This is a genomic window from Kosakonia sp. SOY2, from assembly GCF_027109175.1.
Taxonomy (GTDB): Bacteria; Pseudomonadota; Gammaproteobacteria; order Enterobacterales; family Enterobacteriaceae; genus Kosakonia.
The window spans coordinates 1,401,008-1,419,683 of sequence record NZ_JAPVXH010000001.1 but is presented as its reverse complement, the minus strand read 5'-3'; the positions used below and the strand labels follow the sequence as shown (position 1 = coordinate 1,419,683).

General features: G+C 52.8%; 21 protein-coding genes. 11 read left to right on the top strand and 10 right to left on the bottom strand.

Annotated features, from left to right (window positions below; translation table 11 throughout):
* Positions 1–28 precede the first annotated feature (28 nt).
* The 6 genes from O3S68_RS06680 (at position 29) to oppF (ending at position 7,141) form a co-directional block, all read left to right on the top strand.
* Positions 29–667: a YchE family NAAT transporter gene (locus O3S68_RS06680; protein WP_370447798.1), complete on the top strand. Its 639-nt coding sequence runs from the start codon at positions 29–31 to the stop codon at positions 665–667.
* Positions 668–1,511: 844 nt separating this feature from the next.
* On the top strand, positions 1,512–3,143 hold the full coding sequence (gene oppA, locus O3S68_RS06675; RefSeq protein ID WP_016495839.1) for an oligopeptide ABC transporter substrate-binding protein OppA: 1,632 nt from the start codon (positions 1,512–1,514) through the stop codon (positions 3,141–3,143).
* A gap of 128 nt (positions 3,144–3,271) precedes the next feature.
* Positions 3,272–4,192, top strand: coding sequence for an oligopeptide ABC transporter permease OppB (gene oppB, locus O3S68_RS06670; RefSeq protein ID WP_016495840.1), 921 nt, complete (start codon positions 3,272–3,274; stop codon positions 4,190–4,192).
* Positions 4,193–4,206: 14 nt separating this feature from the next.
* The gene (gene oppC / locus O3S68_RS06665) at positions 4,207–5,115 is read left to right on the top strand and encodes an oligopeptide ABC transporter permease OppC (protein ID WP_016495841.1); all 909 of its coding nucleotides are present in this window, start codon (positions 4,207–4,209) and stop codon (positions 5,113–5,115) included.
* 11 nt (positions 5,116–5,126) lie between these two features.
* A complete protein-coding gene (locus tag O3S68_RS06660) occupies positions 5,127–6,140 on the top strand; it encodes an ABC transporter ATP-binding protein (RefSeq protein ID WP_045513483.1) in 1,014 nt (337 codons plus the stop codon).
* Positions 6,137–7,141: a murein tripeptide/oligopeptide ABC transporter ATP binding protein OppF gene (gene oppF, locus O3S68_RS06655; protein ID WP_016495843.1), complete on the top strand. Its 1,005-nt coding sequence runs from the start codon at positions 6,137–6,139 to the stop codon at positions 7,139–7,141. Before O3S68_RS06660 ends, oppF begins: the two co-directional genes overlap by 4 nt.
* A 59-nt stretch (positions 7,142–7,200) precedes the next feature.
* On the opposite strand, the gene O3S68_RS06650 is transcribed toward oppF, so the two are convergent.
* Both O3S68_RS06650 and cls read right to left on the bottom strand, forming a co-directional pair.
* Positions 7,201–7,530, bottom strand: a complete 330-nt coding sequence (locus O3S68_RS06650) for an HI1450 family dsDNA-mimic protein (RefSeq protein ID WP_016495844.1) — start codon at positions 7,528–7,530, stop codon at positions 7,201–7,203.
* Between the two features lie 30 nt (positions 7,531–7,560).
* Positions 7,561–9,021 carry a cardiolipin synthase gene (cls, locus tag O3S68_RS06645; RefSeq protein ID WP_016495845.1) on the bottom strand — a complete coding sequence of 487 codons (1,461 nt, stop codon included), beginning with the start codon at positions 9,019–9,021 and terminating at the stop codon, positions 7,561–7,563.
* 140 nt (positions 9,022–9,161) lie between these two features.
* Here cls and O3S68_RS06640 point away from each other — a divergent pair, with 140 nt between their 5' ends.
* The 3 genes from O3S68_RS06640 (at position 9,162) to O3S68_RS06630 (ending at position 10,378) form a co-directional block, all read left to right on the top strand.
* On the top strand, positions 9,162–9,335 hold the full coding sequence (locus O3S68_RS06640; protein ID WP_017457170.1) for a YciY family protein: 174 nt from the start codon (positions 9,162–9,164) through the stop codon (positions 9,333–9,335).
* Between the two features lie 65 nt (positions 9,336–9,400).
* Positions 9,401–10,021 (top strand): LysE family translocator, encoded by a 621-nt coding sequence (locus tag O3S68_RS06635; RefSeq protein WP_269231093.1) that lies wholly within the window; start codon positions 9,401–9,403, stop codon positions 10,019–10,021.
* An 18-nt stretch (positions 10,022–10,039) separates the two neighbouring features.
* Positions 10,040–10,378 (top strand): SMR family transporter, encoded by a 339-nt coding sequence (locus O3S68_RS06630; protein ID WP_045513477.1) that lies wholly within the window; start codon positions 10,040–10,042, stop codon positions 10,376–10,378.
* A gap of 192 nt (positions 10,379–10,570) precedes the next feature.
* Here the strand turns inward: O3S68_RS06630 and O3S68_RS06625 are convergent, their stop codons facing one another.
* Complete coding sequence (locus O3S68_RS06625; RefSeq protein ID WP_016495849.1) at positions 10,571–10,867, bottom strand: YciI family protein; 297 nt, start codon at positions 10,865–10,867, stop codon at positions 10,571–10,573.
* A gap of 219 nt (positions 10,868–11,086) precedes the next feature.
* Between O3S68_RS06625 and tonB the strand changes: the two genes are divergently transcribed.
* Positions 11,087–11,806 (top strand): TonB system transport protein TonB, encoded by a 720-nt coding sequence (gene tonB / locus O3S68_RS06620; RefSeq protein ID WP_269231668.1) that lies wholly within the window; start codon positions 11,087–11,089, stop codon positions 11,804–11,806.
* 28 nt (positions 11,807–11,834) lie between these two features.
* Here tonB and yciA read toward each other — a convergent pair whose 3' ends face one another.
* The 4 genes from yciA to O3S68_RS06600 form a co-directional block, all read right to left on the bottom strand.
* A complete protein-coding gene (gene yciA, locus O3S68_RS06615; protein WP_017457174.1) occupies positions 11,835–12,233 on the bottom strand; it encodes an acyl-CoA thioester hydrolase YciA in 399 nt (132 codons plus the stop codon).
* A gap of 100 nt (positions 12,234–12,333) precedes the next feature.
* Positions 12,334–12,876, bottom strand: a complete 543-nt coding sequence (locus O3S68_RS06610; RefSeq protein ID WP_016495852.1) for a septation protein A — start codon at positions 12,874–12,876, stop codon at positions 12,334–12,336.
* Between the two features lie 51 nt (positions 12,877–12,927).
* Complete coding sequence (locus O3S68_RS06605; protein WP_269231092.1) at positions 12,928–13,671, bottom strand: YciC family protein; 744 nt, start codon at positions 13,669–13,671, stop codon at positions 12,928–12,930.
* A gap of 24 nt (positions 13,672–13,695) precedes the next feature.
* Positions 13,696–14,100, bottom strand: coding sequence for a YkgJ family cysteine cluster protein (locus O3S68_RS06600; protein WP_269231091.1), 405 nt, complete (start codon positions 14,098–14,100; stop codon positions 13,696–13,698).
* A gap of 281 nt (positions 14,101–14,381) precedes the next feature.
* Between O3S68_RS06600 and ompW the strand changes: the two genes are divergently transcribed.
* Positions 14,382–15,017, top strand: a complete 636-nt coding sequence (gene ompW, locus O3S68_RS06595) for an outer membrane protein OmpW (RefSeq protein WP_045508031.1) — start codon at positions 14,382–14,384, stop codon at positions 15,015–15,017.
* Positions 15,018–15,276: 259 nt separating this feature from the next.
* On the opposite strand, the gene O3S68_RS06590 is transcribed toward ompW, so the two are convergent.
* From O3S68_RS06590 to trpB, 3 genes are all read right to left on the bottom strand, one after another.
* Complete coding sequence (locus O3S68_RS06590) at positions 15,277–16,539, bottom strand: chloride channel protein (protein ID WP_269231090.1); 1,263 nt, start codon at positions 16,537–16,539, stop codon at positions 15,277–15,279.
* Positions 16,540–16,671: 132 nt separating this feature from the next.
* On the bottom strand, positions 16,672–17,481 hold the full coding sequence (gene trpA / locus O3S68_RS06585) for a tryptophan synthase subunit alpha (RefSeq protein WP_269231089.1): 810 nt from the start codon (positions 17,479–17,481) through the stop codon (positions 16,672–16,674).
* Positions 17,481–18,674, bottom strand: coding sequence for a tryptophan synthase subunit beta (gene trpB, locus O3S68_RS06580; RefSeq protein WP_269231088.1), 1,194 nt, complete (start codon positions 18,672–18,674; stop codon positions 17,481–17,483). The genes trpA and trpB overlap by 1 nt, the downstream gene beginning before the upstream one ends.
* Positions 18,675–18,676 lie beyond the last annotated feature (2 nt).

Genomic DNA, 18,676 nt, shown 5'->3' with positions numbered 1-18,676 from the left:
CAACGTTACGAAACCTACTGTGGAGCACATCGTGTTCGATCTTCCCCTCTATTTTAAATTTTTTATTGGCCTGTTTGCGTTGGTCAATCCGGTCGGCATTATTCCGGTCTTTATTAGCATGACCAGCTACCAGATGACCGCCGCACGCAATAAAACGAATCTCACCGCCAATCTGTCCGTGGCCATTATTCTCTGGACATCTCTGTTTCTTGGCGATGCCATATTGCAGTTGTTTGGTATTTCGATCGATTCGTTCCGCATTGCCGGGGGCATTCTGGTGGTGACTATTGCCATGTCGATGATCAGCGGGAAACTGGGTGAAGATAAGCAGAATAAACAAGAAAAGTCAGAGACAGCCATCCGCGAAAGTATTGGCGTTGTACCGTTAGCTTTGCCTCTGATGGCGGGGCCGGGGGCGATCAGTTCCACCATTGTCTGGGGAACACGCTATCACACCGTTGAGCATCTGATCGGTTTTACCGTTGCGATCGCGCTGTTTGCGCTCAGCTCCTGGGGGCTATTTCGTATCGCGCCCTGGCTGGTGCGTTTGCTTGGGCAAACGGGTATCAACGTTATTACACGTATTATGGGATTGTTACTTATGGCGCTGGGTATTGAGTTTATTGTCGCAGGGGCGAGATCGCTATTTCCTGGTTTGCTGAACTGATTCACTTCTTCCTTTAATAAGGAAATAAAAAGGTTGTCGTTATGCTTTCTTCTATATAGCGATGACCTTTTTACGTTGCAAAATCGCTGTCAAGGAACGCGCAAAATCAGCAAAACATATGACGAAAGCGCAAAACGGCGGAAAGTATAATAAATTACACTAATCAGAAAATCTGTTGTCAATCAGCGAATTATAAGTATAACGAATCTCTGCTGTGCGGAATTCGCGCAATCGCACCTGTTATTTCTGTCACATAATACTATTGGGCTTGCCGTGACATAATTGAAATGATATTAGTACTTTCAATCTTCTCGCAGATGAATGTGCTAAAAAGTAGTCAATTGTTGCTTTTTTGTGCAAAAAAGCACAGCGTCAGTCGAAAAACATCACATGGTGGTGATGTTCATTTATCTCATTGATAATAATAGATAAAAATTTAACAGGGAGGCTGAAAAGCTATTGCCTTGCGCTTGATGCTGTGTCGTAAAAGAGAAATGGTTAACAAATTTGCAAAATGTATTGGCGGCAGCAGAGGGCATTTGTTATTTTCCGCCCATTATGTTTCTCGACCTTATAATTTGCAGAATAAACAGCTCAGATGAGAATCGTTTTCATATAAAACGCTCGTCATAATGAACACCGCGCGTCTCGACAGGGGAGACGCGTAACAGAATCGACGCAAGATTGCCGTTTGAGCAGTCCGTAATAAAAAAAGTCGGTGATAGCAGCAGTAAAAAAGATGTCTGATAGCGCCAAAAAGCTCCTGCGCTATACAGGCCCCCAACAGGGGATGAAACACGCTGGCGTGAACGTCAGTAATTATAATGAGTGGAGTAACAACACAATGTCCATCATCACAAAGAAAAGTCTGGTAGCTGCGGGGATTTTGACTGCACTAATTACCGGTAACGCGGCAATGGCTGCCGATGTACCGGCAGGAGTACAACTGGCGGAGAAGCAAACGCTGGTTCGTAACAACGGTTCTGAAGTGCAATCTCTCGATCCGCATAAAATCGAAGGGGTTCCTGAGTCCAACATCAACCGCGACCTGTTTGAAGGTCTGCTGATCTCCGATGTTCAGGGTCACCCGACTGCCGGTGTCGCAGAGTCGTGGGATAATAAAGATTTTAAAGTCTGGACCTTCCATCTGCGTAAAAACGCGAAATGGTCCGACGGTACGCCTGTAACGGCGCATGATTTTGTTTATAGCTGGCAGCGTCTGGCGGATCCGAAAACCGCTTCTCCGTATGCGAGCTATCTGCAGTACGGCCACATCGCCAATATCGACGATGTTATCGCTGGCAAAAAACCGACCAGCGATCTTGGCGTAAAAGCAATTGATGATTACACCTTTGAAGTCACCCTGAGCGAGCCGGTTCCTTATTTCTATAAACTGCTGGTTCACCCATCTGTTTCGGCTGTGCCTAAAGCCACCATTGAAAAATTCGGCGAAAAATGGACCCAGCCGGCGAACATCGTGACCAACGGTGCTTACAAACTGAAAGATTGGGTGGTCAACGAACGTATCGTTCTTGAGCGCAACACCAACTACTGGGATAACGCGAAAACCGTTATTAACCAGGTAACGTACCTGCCAATCTCTTCTGAAGTGACAGACGTTAACCGCTACCGCAGCGGCGAAATCGACATGACTTATAACAACATGCCGATCGAACTGTTCCAGAAGCTGAAAAAAGAGATTCCTAAAGAAGTACACGTCGACCCGTACCTGTGTACTTATTACTACGAAATCAACAACCAGAAAGCCCCGTTCACTGACGTTCGCGTTCGTACCGCGCTGAAACTGGCGCTGGATCGCGACATCATCGTCAACAAAGTGAAAAACCAGGGCGATCTGCCGGCATACAGCTACACGCCGCCGTACACCGATGGCGCAAAATTAACTGAACCGGCCTGGTTCAAAATGACCCAGGAACAGCGTAACGCGGAAGCGAAAAAACTGCTGGCCGAAGCTGGCTACACCGCAGACAAACCGCTGTCGTTCAGCCTGCTGTATAACACCTCCGATCTGCATAAAAAACTGGCGATCGCTGTGGCTTCCATCTGGAAGAAAAACCTTGGCGTAGACGTTAAGCTGGAAAACCAGGAGTGGAAAACCTTCCTCGACACGCGTCATCAGGGCACCTTTGATGTTGCACGTGCGGGCTGGTGTGCGGACTACAACGAACCGACCTCCTTCCTGAATACCATGCTTTCTGACAGCTCCAACAACACCGCGCACTATAAGAGCCCGGCGTTTGACAAGCTGATCGGCGACACGCTGAAAGTCACTGACGAAGCACAGCGCAGCGAGCTTTATTCCAAAGCTGAACAGCAACTGGATAAAGACTCGGCGATCGTTCCGGTTTACTACTACGTGAACGCCCGTCTGGTGAAAACCTGGGTTGGTGGCTACACCGGTAAAGACCCGATGGATAATATCTACGTTAAAAACTTGTATATTATCAAGCATTAATGGCAATGAGTGGGGCAGGGCGACCTGCCCCACAGTGTCTTATTTTATCGCACCAGAACACACATCGGTCGCAGGCTTAACCGCCTGAAAGAGAATGTGTAAAAGGCACAGGCCAGAAGGTACGGGCAATGTTGAAATTTATCCTACGTCGCTGTCTTGAAGCGATCCCAACACTTTTCATTCTTATTACCATCTCGTTCTTTATGATGCGTCTCGCGCCGGGAAGTCCATTCACCGGTGAACGTGCGCTGGCGCCAGAGGTCATGGCGAATATTGAAGCGAAATATCATTTAAACGACCCGATAACCACGCAATATTTCAGTTATCTGAAACAGCTGGCGCATTTCGATTTCGGGCCGTCATTCAAATACAAAGACTACACCGTGAATGACCTGGTAGCGGCAAGCTTCCCGGTTTCCGCAAAATTAGGTGCGGCGGCATTTATTCTGGCGATTGTCTTTGGCGTTACGGCCGGTGTCGTAGCCGCGCTTAACCAGAATACCCGATGGGACTATACGGTGATGGGGCTGGCAATGACCGGGGTCGTTATCCCGAGCTTCGTTGTCGCGCCGTTATTGGTGATGATCTTCGCCATCGTGCTGAAGTGGCTGCCCGCGGGCGGCTGGAATGGCGGGGCACTGAAATTCATGATCCTGCCGATGGTGGCGTTGTCTCTGGCTTATATTGCCAGCATTGCACGTATCACCCGTGGTTCGATGATTGAAGTTTTGCACTCAAACTTTATTCGCACTGCGCGTGCCAAAGGGTTGCCGATGCGCCGGATCATTTTCCGCCACGCGCTCAAACCCGCGCTGCTGCCAGTGCTCTCCTATATGGGCCCGGCGTTTGTCGGCATCATTACCGGTTCCATGGTTATCGAGACCATTTATGGTCTGCCGGGTATCGGCCAGCTGTTCGTTAACGGCGCGCTGAACCGTGACTATTCGCTGGTGCTGAGCCTGACCATTCTGGTTGGCACGCTGACCATTCTGTTTAACGCGATTGTTGATGTGCTGTATGCCGTTATCGATCCGAAGATTCGTTATTAATACTGGAGTTCGCCATGATGTTAAGTAAGAAAAACAGCGAGGCGCTGGAAAACTTCAGTGAGAAACTGGAAGTCGAAGGACGAAGCCTGTGGCAGGACGCACGCCGTCGCTTTATGCATAACCGTGCTGCGGTAGCAAGCCTGATCGTACTGCTGCTGATAGCCCTGTTTGTAACATTAGCACCGATGCTGTCGCAGTTTAGTTATTTCGATACCGACTGGGGCATGATGTCCAGCAAGCCGGATATGGAGTCCGGTCACTATTTTGGTACTGACTCTTCCGGGCGCGACCTGCTGGTGCGTGTGGCAATCGGCGGACGTATCTCGCTGATGGTGGGTATCGCTGCGGCGCTGGTGGCCGTTATCCTGGGAACGCTCTACGGTTCACTTTCCGGCTACCTGGGCGGCAAAACGGACTCGGTGATGATGCGTTTGCTGGAGATCCTCAACTCCTTCCCGTTTATGTTCTTTGTGATCCTACTGGTGACGTTCTTTGGGCAAAACATCCTGCTCATCTTTGTTGCTATCGGCATGGTTTCCTGGCTCGATATGGCGCGTATTGTGCGTGGTCAGACCCTGAGCCTGAAACGGAAAGAGTTTATCGAAGCGGCGCAGGTCGGCGGGGTTTCTACCGCTAATATTGTTGTGCGCCACATTGTGCCAAACGTACTGGGCGTGGTGGTGGTGTATGCCTCACTGCTGGTACCAAGCATGATCCTGTTCGAATCCTTCCTGAGCTTCCTCGGTCTGGGTACCCAGGAGCCGCTGAGCAGCTGGGGCGCGCTGTTAAGCGATGGTGCGAACTCAATGGAAGTGTCGCCGTGGTTGCTGCTGTTCCCGGCAGGTTTCCTGGTTATCACTTTGTTCTGTTTTAACTTTATCGGCGATGGCCTGCGTGATGCCCTCGATCCGAAAGACCGTTAAGGAGTGCTGTTATGAGCATAACTGAAACCTCATTCGCGTCGGCGACGCAGCAGCAATCCAATCTCCTGCTGGACGTGAAAGATCTGCGTGTGACCTTCCAGACCCCGGATGGCGACGTCACGGCGGTGAATGACCTGAACTTCTCCCTGCGTGCCGGTGAAACGCTGGGTATCGTGGGTGAATCGGGTTCCGGTAAATCCCAGACGGCGTTTGCTCTGATGGGGTTGCTGGCGGCGAACGGGCGTATTGGCGGCTCGGCGACGTTCAACGGCAAAGAGATCCTTAACCTGCCGGAGCAGGCGCTGAACAAACTGCGCGCCGAGCAGATCTCGATGATTTTCCAGGACCCAATGACCTCGCTGAACCCGTATATGCGCGTGGGTGAGCAGTTGATGGAAGTCCTGATGTTGCACAAAGGCATGAACAAAGCGGAAGCATTTGAAGAGTCCGTTAAAATGCTCGACGCGGTGAAAATGCCGGAAGCGCGAAAACGCATGCGCATGTATCCGCATGAGTTTTCCGGCGGTATGCGCCAGCGTGTCATGATCGCAATGGCGTTGTTATGCCGGCCAAAACTGTTGATCGCCGATGAACCGACCACTGCGCTGGACGTGACCGTACAGGCGCAGATCATGACCCTGTTGAACGAGCTGAAACGCGAATTCAACACCGCAATCATTATGATCACCCATGACCTGGGCGTTGTTGCTGGTATCTGTGACAAAGTGCTGGTGATGTACGCTGGCCGTACCATGGAGTATGGCAAAGCGCGCGATGTGTTCTATCAGCCCTCCCATCCGTACTCTATCGGCCTGTTGAATGCCGTACCGCGCCTCGACACGGAAGGCGAAGCGTTGTTGACCATTCCTGGCAACCCGCCGAACCTGCTGCGTCTGCCGAAAGGCTGCCCGTTCCAGCCGCGCTGCCCGCATGCGATGGAAATCTGTAACAGTGCTCCACCGCTGGAGGAGTTTGCCCCGGGCCGTTTGCGCGCCTGCTTTAAATCGGTGGAGGAACTGGTATGAATACCGCGATTGATGAGAGAAAAGTGCTGCTGGAAATCGCCGATTTAAAGGTGCATTTCGACATCAAAGATGGCAAGCAGTGGTTCTGGCAACCGCCGAAAACCCTGAAAGCGGTTGATGGCGTTACGCTGCGTCTGTACGAAGGGGAAACCCTCGGTGTGGTGGGCGAATCCGGTTGCGGCAAGTCGACTTTCGCCCGTGCCATTATTGGCCTGGTGAAAGCCACCGACGGAAAAGTGGCCTGGCTGGGTAAAGACCTGCTGGGCATGAAGCAGGAAGAGTGGCGCGACGTGCGCAGCGATATCCAGATGATATTCCAGGATCCGCTGGCATCACTGAACCCACGTATGACTATCGGTGAAATCATCGCCGAACCGCTGCGCACCTATCATCCGAAAATGTCGCGCCAGGAAGTGCGCGATCGCGTTAAAACGATGATGATGAAAGTGGGGCTGCTGCCGAACCTGATTAACCGCTATCCGCATGAGTTCTCCGGTGGCCAGTGTCAGCGTATCGGTATTGCCCGCGCGCTGATCCTCGAACCGAAACTGATCATTTGTGATGAGCCGGTTTCCGCGCTGGATGTTTCAATCCAGGCGCAGGTCGTTAACCTGCTGCAGCAACTGCAACGTGAAATGGGGCTGTCGCTAATCTTTATCGCCCACGACCTGGCGGTGGTTAAGCATATCTCCGACCGTGTGCTGGTGATGTATCTCGGCCATGCTGTAGAGCTAGGCACTTATGACGAGGTGTACCAGAACCCGCTGCATCCATATACCAAAGCGCTGATGTCGGCGGTGCCGGTTCCGGATCCGGATCGGGAAAAGAACAAGACGATACAGTTGCTGGAAGGGGATTTGCCGTCACCAATCAACCCGCCGTCGGGCTGCGTGTTCCGTACTCGCTGCCCGATTGCCGGGCCTGAGTGCGCGCAGACACGTCCGGTGCTGGAGGGCAGCTTCCGTCATGCGGTCTCCTGCCTGAAAGTCGACCCGCTATAATCCACGCATATAAAAAAGGGCTGACAACTGTCAGCCCTTTTTCTTTTCTCTTTCCGCGCTTATTCGCGCCAGAGAATATGGCAAAGTTTGTGATCTTTTTCGCGGCACAGTAAGACGCGTGCGAAGATGTCATTGATTTCGCCGCCATCGGTATCCGCAAGGCCAATGACCACTTCAGCGAAGAAGTCCGGGTTTAAATCGTAGTCCACATGTTCCTGCCAGTCTTCGCCAGGATCAAACAACTCAGCGCCGCCACGCTCTTCAAACTGTAAGTTGAAAAGAATGATGTCCGCCGGGTCGAGATTATCCGCTGCCAGTTCGAGGAAGATGTCGTAAGCCTGCTCAAGGGTTTCGTCTTCGGTCAGGCGATTATTCAGATCCATTTCCATGATTACCTCTTCGCGTCTGTTGGGCACGTTTTACAGCAACGGACTGAAGAAGTAAAACAGTCGTTCAGCAATGCGGTGCCAGAACGGCCGTTTTACCCACAATCGCGCATCAAGTAAGCGGGAGCGGGAGATGTAATCATCCTGTACGGCCGCCAGATCGCCACCGAAACCGGCATCGTCAATCACCAGCGTGATTTCGAAATTCAGCCACAGGCTACGCATATCCAGGTTTACAGTACCAATGAGGCTCAGTTCGCCATCCACCAGCACGCTTTTGGTATGCAGCAAACCACCTTCGAACTGGTAAATCTTTACGCCTGCGGCCAGCAACTCGCCAAAAAATGCCCGACTGGCCCAGCCGACCAGCAGCGAATCGTTTTTGCGCGGCAGAATAATACTCACGTCCACACCGCGCTGAGCAGCCGTACAAATCGCATGCAGCAGGTCGTCGCTGGGCACGAAATAGGGCGTGGTCATAATTAAATATTCGCGCGAGGCGTAGACAGCGGTCAGCAATGCCTGATGGATCAGATCTTCCGGAAAACCAGGCCCGGAAGCAATGGTGTGAATGGTGTGGCCGCTGGCCTCCTCAAAAGGCATGATGTTGGCGTCCGGCGGCGGGGGAAGAATGCGTTTTCCGGTTTCAATTTCCCAGTCGCAAGAGTAAACAATCCCCATTGCCGTAGCGATCGGACCTTCCATGCGCGCCATCAAATCGACCCACTGACCGACGCCAGCATCTTGCTTAAAGAAGCGCGGATCAACCAGATTCATGCTGCCGGTGTAGGCGATGTAATTATCTATCAACACGATTTTTCGGTGCTGGCGTAAATCCATGCGGCGCAGAAAAACACGCATTAAATTCACTTTCAGCGCTTCGACCACTTCAATGCCGGCGTTTCGCATCATGGTTGCCCACGGGCTGCGGAAAAACGCCACGCTGCCGGCAGAGTCCAGCAACAGGCGGCAGTGTACGCCGCGGCGCGCTGCGGCCATTAACGATTCGGCCACCTGATCCGCCATCCCGCCGGGTTGCCAGATGTAAAACACCATCTCAATATTGTGGCGGGCGAGCTGGATGTCGCGGATCAATGCCTGCATGACATCATCGGTTGAGGTGAGTAGCTGCAACTGGTTGCCCTTAACCCCGGCGATCCCCTGACGTCGCTCGCAAAGCTTGAAAAGAGACGACGCCACACCGCTGTTTTCAGTGGCAAAGATATGCTTGAAATTTTTCAGATCATTCAGCCACTTGGCAGTCGAAGGCCACATAGCGCGGGCGCGCTCGGCGCGACGTTTTCCAAGGTGCAGCTCACCCAGGGAAAGATAGGCGATGATCCCAACCAGCGGCAGGATGTAAATAATCAATAACCACGCCATCGCGGAGGTGACCGCGCGGCGCTTCATCAATATGCGCAGTGTTACACCAGCAATCAGTAGCCAGTAACCCAGGACAATCAGCCAACTCATTACCGTGTAAAAAGCGGACATAGATAAAAATCCTTTTTAAAAACCGTATTTCATGAGTGTACGCATCCGCATTCATCTGGCAAATAAAAACGCCGAAAAGCGCTGGTCTGGCGAAGTTGACGGACTATAATGGCGTTTCTGTTAAGTTTTGAGTTGTAAAAATGAAGCGTAGTCGAACGGAAGTGGGGCGCTGGCGTATGCTGCGGCAGATGAGCCGCCGTAAAGCGCGCTGGCTGGAAGCGCAATCACGACGCAATATGCGCATCCACGCCATCAGGAAATGTGGCGTAAACCGTCATCGTAATGTGCTGTTATTCGCTATTTACGATCTTTAATATCCGGGCACCGAACAGGTGCCCGCGATCGTTTCTGGACTTAGTGCTAAAGAGGGAGTTGTCGTATGTCGGTAATGGAGAGTCTGCTGGCTTTTACCTTCGCCGCCACGCTTTTGACATTAACACCGGGGCTGGACACGGCGCTGATACTACGCACCGCGACCGTTGAGGGGCGCAAAGAGGCCTTCAAGGCACAGATGGGAATCAACACCGGTTGCCTTATCTGGGGCGCAATGGTGGCGTTTGGTCTGGGCGCACTGATCGCAGTCTCTGAGCTGGCGTACAATATCCTGAAATATTGCGGTGCTGCCTATTTATGCTGGTTGAGCATGAACATGTTGCTGCGCACGCGCAGATCGTTTGCGGCGATAGACGCAAGCGATACGAAATCGCAGAACTGGTTTATCAAAGGGATGTTCGGCAACGTACTTAACGCGAAAGTGGGCATTTTTTATGTCTCATTTTTGCCGCAGTTTATTCCGCAGGGGCAACCGCCGATCGCGTGGACGTTTGGCCTGGTTTTTATTCACCTTTTACTGGGCACCTGCTGGTCGACGCTACTGATTTCTGCCACGCGCCCGCTGGCGTCATTCCTGCGTAAAGAAAAAGTCATACGATGGATGGATCGTTGCACGGGCATGGTCTTTTTGCTGTTTGCCACCCGTCTGGCGCTGAGTAAACGTTAATATTGTCCGGTAACCCATATGAATAAAGAAGCCTTTATCTTTCTCAGTATTGCCATTGTGATGGAAGTGATTGCCACCACGGCGCTGAAATCTTCCGACAGCTTTACCCGTTTGTTACCCGGTATTATCAGTATCGCCGGGTATTGCATCGCATTCTGGTGCCTGACAATTACGATGCGCACTCTGCCTACCGGGGTGATTTATGCCATCTGGTCAGGTGCAGGTATTGTGCTGATAGGTCTTGCTGGCTGGCTTGTACACGGGCAAAAACTGGATATGCCGGCAATCATGGGGATGGGGTTAATTATCGCCGGGGTGGTGATTATTAATCTTTTTTCCAAAAGCGTTGGGCATTAAATAATAAAAACCAGACCTGGCGATCTGTCTGTCTATATATACCGCAGGAAGCGGGTATATGTTAGTCGCGGGCGAGTTCGTTAATACGCCGCGATTTGCACAGGCGATCAACTCATCAGCCGGATGTGAAATGCTGCCGGGTTCTGAAGCCGCCTGTAATGTAAAAGACCCGCCGTGGCGGGTCTTTTCTTTTTAGAATACTTTTTTGAACGGCTTCACCGTTACGTTCTGGTAAACCCCGGCAGCGACGTAAGGATCGGCTTCTGCCCAGGACTTCGCCGCTTCCAGCGATTCAAACTCAGCAATCACCGTCGAGCCAGTGAAACCCGCCGCTCCCGGATCGTTGCTGTCAACGGCCGGCATTGGGCCAGCAGTCAGCAGGCGGCCTTCATCGTGCAGCAGTTGCAGTCTCGCCAGATGGGCAGGGCGCACGGACAAACGTTTTTCGAGCGAGTCAGCAATATCTTCAGCAAAAATAACGTACAGCACGGGCAGAACTCCTTACAGATAAGAAAGCCATACCCTATGTGAAAGGTGAAACGACTGCAATGTAAAGATGACAATGCGGTAACAGCCATGCAAAGCATGCGGCTTTTTTACCCATTTACCCGACTAAATGGCCTGCGCATGCGATGGCTTGTTGAATATGATTGCTATTTGCATTTAAAATCTAGCTCTGGTTTTTTAACTGACACGATTATGACTTCAATGACCCTCGATTTACCTCGCCGCTTTCCCTGGCCGACGCTATTGTCCATCGGTATTCATGGTGCTGTCGTGGCGGGTCTGCTCTATACATCGGTACATCAGGTCGTTGAACTTCCTGCGCCTGCGCAGCCTATTACGGTAACGATGGTTTCGCCTGCCGATCTGGAACCTCCCCAGGTTGCTCAACCGCCGGAGCCGGTGGTTGAACCGGAGCCCGAGCCGGAACCCGTTCCTGAGCCTCCGAAAGAAGCGCCAGTGGTGATTGAAAAGCCCAAACCGCAGCCAAAACCTAAGCCAAAACCAAAACCGGAGAAAAAGGTCGAGCAGCCGAAGCGCGAAGTAAAACCGGTAACGCCGCAACCGGCCTCGCCGTTCCAGAATAACGCGCCCGCACGCCCGGTCGCGAATCCGACGCCGCCGGCAACAACCCAGCCAGCGCCGGCTGTTCCTGCCGGCCCGCGCGCGCTGAGCCGCAATCAGCCGCAGTATCCGGCCCGCGCGCAAGCACTGCGTATTGAAGGCCGGGTAAAAGTGAAATTTGACGTCACCTCAGATGGCCGTGTTGAGAACGTTGAAGTATTGTCGGCGCAACCGGCGAATATGTTCGAGCGTGAAGTAAAAGCGGCAATGCGCAAGTGGCGTTATGAGTCAGGGAAACCGGGTTCGGGATTAATTGTGAATATTGTGTTCCGCCTGAACGGCGGTGCCTCAATGGAATAAAAAAAGCCTCCTTACGGAGGCTTTTTTCTTATGCCTGCGGTAACGGGCGCGGTTTACCTTCATTATCCACTGCGACGTAAATAAACAGCGCTTCCGTCGCTTTATAGCGCTGACCAATTGGCTCGGATGAGACCTTCTTCACCCACACTTCAATATTAATCGTCACTGATGTGTTGCCCCGTTTAACGCAGCGTGCATAGCAGCACACCACGTCGCCCACCGCGACCGGGCGAAGAAAAGTCATGCCGTCAACGCGCACCGTCACCACGCGGCCATGCGCAATTTCCTTGGCTTGTATTGCCCCGCCAATATCCATTTGTGACATTAACCAGCCGCCGAAGATATCGCCGTTGGCATTGGTGTCTGCTGGCATTGCTAATGTGCGTAAAACAAGATCTCCCTGGGGAGTGTCCTGAAGGGTTGTCATTGTTATCTCTTCTGCTATGAGGGATTTATGGCGGGATGCTACTACGAATGCGGGGCGTTCGGAAAGAAAAAAGCCAGGCACGAGAGCCTGGCTTTCATTCTCAGGATTTGTCGTCCTGCGCGGGCATATGGCGGTAGATATAAACACCGCTCAGCACGGTGAAGAGCAGTGTCAGGGCGGTTAAGCCAAACACTTTGAAATTCACCCAGATATTTTGCGGCAGCCAGAAGGCAATGTAGATATTCGCCAGACCACACAAAATAAAGAACAGTGCCCATGCGATGTTCAGCTTGCCCCAAACGGCTTCCGGCAGCGCGATCTCTTTGCCGAGCATGCGCTGGATCAGTGGCTTTTTCATTACCCACTGGCTGAAGAGCAGCGCTGCAGCGAACAGGGCGTAAATCACCGTCACCTTCCATTTAATAAACTCATCGTTATGGAAGAAAAGGGTCAGCCCGCCGAATACCGCGACCAGCACAAAAGTAATCAGCGCCATCTTTTCCACTTTGCGATAGCGCACCCAGCTGTATATCAGCACGATAGCGGTCGCGATGATCAGCGCAGTGGTCGCCGCATAGATATCGTACAGTTTGTAAAAGGCGAAAAAGACCACTAACGGCAGAAAATCAAGAAACTGCTTCATTCTACGATTCCATCATAAGGGGTTGCCCACAGACGCGGACAACCGGAACAATCACGAACGCATCAACATATAGAGGCGGAACAGATAAACCAGCAGCGCTGCGGAAATCAGGTTGCTCGACGTATTGGCAATCACTTCGCCGCCTTCTACAGTGAACACCGCAAAGTTATGGGCAAACAGCAGCAGGAATGTTTTCGCCAGTAACCAACCTAACACTGCCGGAGCGACAAGACGCATATTCGCCCAGGCAAAACGCATGCTGTTACGCATGGCAGCGAAAATCCCCGTTTTATCCTGCACCAGTATCACCGGTGCGAAAGCGAGCAGGATCGCCAGAATGACGCCCGGGACAATCACAAACATAATGCCGATTTGCACGATAAACGTGGTCAGCAGAATCAGTAAAAATAGCTTCGGCAACAGTGGGGCGCTGGCACCAATCGCCCGCAACGCGCTGATGCGCTGACCCGCAGAAATCATCTGGATCATCAGCAGCACGCCACCAGCGAGAATCGCATTGCCAACAAGGCCGGAAAACGTCGACGCCGCAGAGGCGCGGAGCAGCACTTGTTGCTGCTCCGGCGTCATATTTTGCACCAGTTCAAACAACCCGACGCTGCCTGCAAGATTATCCCCTTCACTTAAAATGGAGAGTTGCTCGTCACTGGGCTTAAAGGCGCTCCCAAGTAAGAACGTGATAAACGCACAAAGCAGCGCGATCAGTAAAATGGTAACGAACTGATTACGAAAAAAATTTCCCGTGTCACGGTAAACGGACTTCGCCGTGATAGACATGCACTCTCCTTGAGTATAGCGGTGTTAAATTGCGGGCAATTGTACCCCGAATACACTCTCAGTGGCAGCATCGCTGCTTGTATGGAAAAGCATATCTTTGTAAAGAGGCGCTAAACCGTAGCGCGCGCGAGCACGATCGCAGGCTTCATTAACCTTTCCGTCTTCGCCGGACATCGCAAATTCCCGGCAGGGAGAGGGTCTGTTCGCATAAATACTGCAACTGGCCGACTCGCCGGGCGTACCCTGCAGCGCCGTACAGCGGCTCTGCTTTTGGTTGGTTCCTCTCATGCAGCGCAGAAAGGGGGTTAGCGGCTCGGTGAGTTGAGCCGGGACAGGGCCGCCAGCGTCATCCGCTTCAGCCCAATAGAAAGAGACTCGAAAATACGCACAACAGGCTCCGCACGACATGCACGGATTCACATCACTCATAGCACACCTGCACTTAACCACGCATCAACATAAATTGTCAGGCCAATAAATTATCGCTGCCGCAGAACGCGCACAAGATGGGCGAACAGGTATTTTTTTAACCACCTCACAAAGCGGAAATTGATTTAAATACAAAAGTTAATGAGTGTAACGAGCAGTGAAAATTAACCCAGATCAATGAATGTTAAATTACGGGGTCAAGTGTGATCTGTGTTGGATCACTTTGTACTCAGTTATAGGTATATTCACGGCGCGATAAAAACCTTAAACATGGAGTGGATATGAAGAAGTTAGCCGTGGCAGCATTGATCCTGAGTAGTCTTTCTACAGGTGTATACGCGCATGAAGCTGGCGAGTTTTTCATTCGAGCCGGTTCTGCGACGGTACGTCCGACGGAAGGTTCTGATAACGTTTTAGGCGCTCTGGGCAGTTTTAATGTCAACAATAACACCCAACTTGGTGTGACGATGAGCTGGATGGCGACCGACAACATCGGCATTGAATTACTGGCCGCGACGCCGTTTCGCCACCGCGTTGGCACCGGTCCAACCGGCGACATCGCCACTGTGCACCACCTGCCGCCGACATTGATGGCGCAGTGGTATTTCGGTGATTCACAGAGCAAATTGCGCCCATATCTTGGGGCAGGCGTAAACTACACCACTTTCTTTGATGAGAAATTTAATGATACCGGGAAAGCGGCCGGGCTGTCGGATTTGAGTCTGAAAGACTCCTGGGGCGTGGCGGGGCAAGCCGGTCTGGATTACTTAATCAACCGCAACTGGCTGATTAACATGTCAGTCTGGTGGATGGATATTGATACGGATGTGCGCTTTAAAGCGAATGGTGAGCAACAAAGCGTACATACTCGCCTGGATCCGTGGGTATTTATGTTCTCTGCTGGTTATCGTTTTTAAGCGTATTGTGGAAACTGGTTTCACAATAACCAGTTTCCACGCACTTCTATGCCGTATCACCATGCGGATTTCTTTTAGCGTATGTAACCGCTCCCCAGCGCCATCACGCTACGCGCACCAACCACAAAGATCACCGTAAGCCACGGGATAAACCCTCGTTTGTCCAGACCTCATGTTGCGCGGCCAAATGCGAGATGACGCATTACGAATGTCAGCGTTTAATTTTTTTCGCGCAGCTATCAGAAACCTGATGGCGCATTCAGCGCCGTAAACGAACGCGCGACTCGCAATAGCGGCACGTCATATACGCACCCGCAACACAGAGGGTCAACGGCACAAAAAAGCTGAAATCCATGCCGGTGAATTCCATCAGCAGCACAATGGCAGTGAGCGGCATTTGCATCGACGAGGCGAGAAAAGCCGCGCCACCGGTCAGCGCGAATTCCGCCATACTGCCACCGGGGAAAAATTGCCCAACCAGCAGGAACATCAGCGCTCCCAGCAGGGCACCGATCGCCAGACCTGGCGTGAGCAGGCCGCCTTCGGCTCCGCTGCGCAGCACCATCCAGATACTCAGCACTTTCAACCCGATCAACATTGCCGCCAGAGGCAGCGTAACGCCTCCACCAAAACTGAGTTGCACCGGACCGCGCCCATTGCCCGGTAATTGCGGAAACCAGATAGCGAGCAAGCCGAGACAGGCAAAAGCGATAAAACAGAAGACCGGCATCTGCCAGTTGGTTTTCACCTGTGCGCGCGCGTTTTTGGTCATCCGCCGGAACAGACTGGCGGCATAGCCGAACAACGGGCCGGACAAGGTAGCCCAGATAATCAAGGACAGGTGCGCGGCGGGGGCGGTAAAAAGATATTGTCGCTCGTTGCCCAGCACCAGCGATGCCACGAACGCAGCGAGAGCTGAGGTGACAATGGCGGCAATGACCGCATCCCAACTGATCGTGACCAGCAACACCTCAAGGGTAAAAATCGCGCCCGCCAGCGGGACGTTATATACCGCCGCCAGCCCGGCACCTGCGCCGCAGGCGATCACCAGCCTCGTCTCTTGCGCATTTAAGCCGATATACCGTGCGATCCCACCGCCAAACAGGGCACCAACTTCACGCGGTGCGCTTTCACGCCCGAGCGGCGAGCCCATCGCCACGGTAACAACTTGCAAGAGCGCATGGGTTAAGGTGGTGAAAGCAGGCATCGGGCGCTGAACATCTTTTAGCGCAGCGACCACACCGACACGTTTTTTTGCATAGCGCGCCAGGAGCCACCAGCCCCAGCCTGCCACCACACCCGCGGCAGCAAGAGAAGCAAAACGGCGCAGGGCGCTGGCATCCGTTACGCCCTGCAGAAATGGTGCGCCGCCGATTAGCGATTGCTGGCTATAACCAAAAGCGAGGTGCTGGATGGCATGCAACAGAAGGGCGATCAACATGCCAGCCGCGCCGGAAAGCAGCCCGGTCAGCAACAGGGCCAGCCAGCGACGTTGCCAGCAAGAATCAGGGGTTTCACGCATGGTGTTTTTATCGGTGTCATAATTTTTAGGATTATTATTCCACAGAAAATATGAACCTTTTAACAATGCGTTTGGAAAACATGGGGATAAACAGGAAAGCGCACCGCCTGAATCAACAGGCGGTGCGGGAGGTTAACGCGGTAAAGTAGCGCCTTTCAGGCTTTGCACAAAGGCTTTCAGTTCAGCCAGCATAGCCGTTGGGTTGGCGAGGTTTTTCTCGATGATTTTCACGATCGCTGAACCGGAAATCGCCCCGGCGGCACCTGCTTCTACGGCAGCGCTAACCTGATCCGGTGAGGAAATACCGAAGCCCTGCAGCGCGGGCGCAGCGTGATACTCGGTAAGTTTTTCCACCAGATGGTGCAGTGGCAGCGCCGCACGGTTTTCCGCGCCCGTGACCCCAGCGCGCGAAAGCAGGTAGGTGTACCCCCGGCCATAAGAGGCAATCTGGCGCAGCAGATCGTCGTCCGCGTTTGGCGGGCAGATAAAAATGGGCGCGATATTATGGCGCAAAGCCGCCTGGCGGAACGGTGCGGACTCTTCAATCGGCACATCCGCCACCAGCACAGAATCGACGCCGACTTTTGCGCACTGGGCATAGAATTCGTCAATTCCCCGACTGAAAACCAGGTTGGCGTACATCAGCAAGCCAATGGGGATGGTCGGATGCTTCTGGCGAACGGTTGCCAGCATTTCGAAACATTGTGACGGTGTCACGCCTGCGGCAAAGGCGCGCAGCGTGGCGTTCTGGATGGTCGGGCCATCCGCAAGCGGGTCGGAAAAGGGGATACCCAGCTCAAGCGCATCCGCACCCGCTTCAATCAGCGTATCAATGATTTTTAACGACTGTTCCGGGGACGGATCGCCCAGCGTGACGAAGGGAACAAATGCACCTTCTTTGCGCGCGCTCAGCTGTTTAAATAAATTGTCATAGCGTTCCATCAGATTTCCCCTCGCGCTTTCAGGATGTCATGTACGGTAAAAATATCTTTGTCGCCGCGTCCGGAAAGGTTAACCACCAGCAACTGTTCTTTGTCCGGGCTCTCGCGCATCATTTTTAGCGCATGGGCGAGGGCGTGCGAGGATTCCAGCGCCGGAATGATCCCTTCATGGCGGCACAGGGTTTTGAAGGCTTCCAGCGCCTCGTCATCGGTGATCGAAACATAGTCGGCACGCCCCGTACTGTTGAGGTACGCATGCTGCGGTCCGACTGATGGGAAATCAAGACCCGCAGAGATAGAGTAAGACTCTTCAATCTGGCCTTCTTCTGTCTGCATCATCGGCGATTTCATACCAAAATAGATGCCAACGCGGCCATGTTTCAGTGGTGCGCCGTGCTCGCCGGTTTCAATACCGTGACCCGCCGGTTCGACACCAATCAGGCCGACAGAGGTTTCGTCGATAAAATCGGCAAACATACCGATCGCGTTAGAACCACCGCCCACACAGGCGATAACTGCATCCGGCAGACGCCCCTCTTTTTCGAGGATCTGCGCTTTGGTCTCTTCACCAATCATGCGCTGGAACTCGCGCACAATGGTCGGGAAAGGGTGCGGACCTGCCGCAGTTCCCAGCATATAGTGCGCGGTTTCATAGCTACCAGACCAGTCGCGCAGCGCCTCGTTACAGGCATCTTTCAGCGTGGCGGAACCGCTGTGTACCGGGATGACTTCCGCGCCCATTAAGCGCATGCGGAACACATTTGGTGACTGGCGTTCAACGTCTTTTGCGCCCATATAAATGCGACATTTCAGGCCCAGCAGGGCGCTCGCCAGCGCCGAGGCCACGCCATGCTGACCCGCTCCCGTTTCGGCGATAATTTCGGTTTTGCCCATGCGTTTTGCCAGCAACGCCTGACCCAGCACCTGGTTGGTTTTGTGCGCGCCACCATGCAGCAAATCTTCACGCTTGAGGTAAAGCGTGGTGCGCGTACCGGCAGTAATGTTCTGGCATTTGGTCAGCGCGGTCGGACGTCCGGCGTAGTTTTTCAGCAGATCGTTAAACTGTTGCTGAAATTCGGCATCGCTCTGTGCACTGACAAAGGCTTCTTCAAGCTGGCGCAATGCCGGCATCAGGATTTGCGGAACGAACATTCCGCCAAACTCGCCAAAATAGGGATTCAGTAGTGTCGTCATTA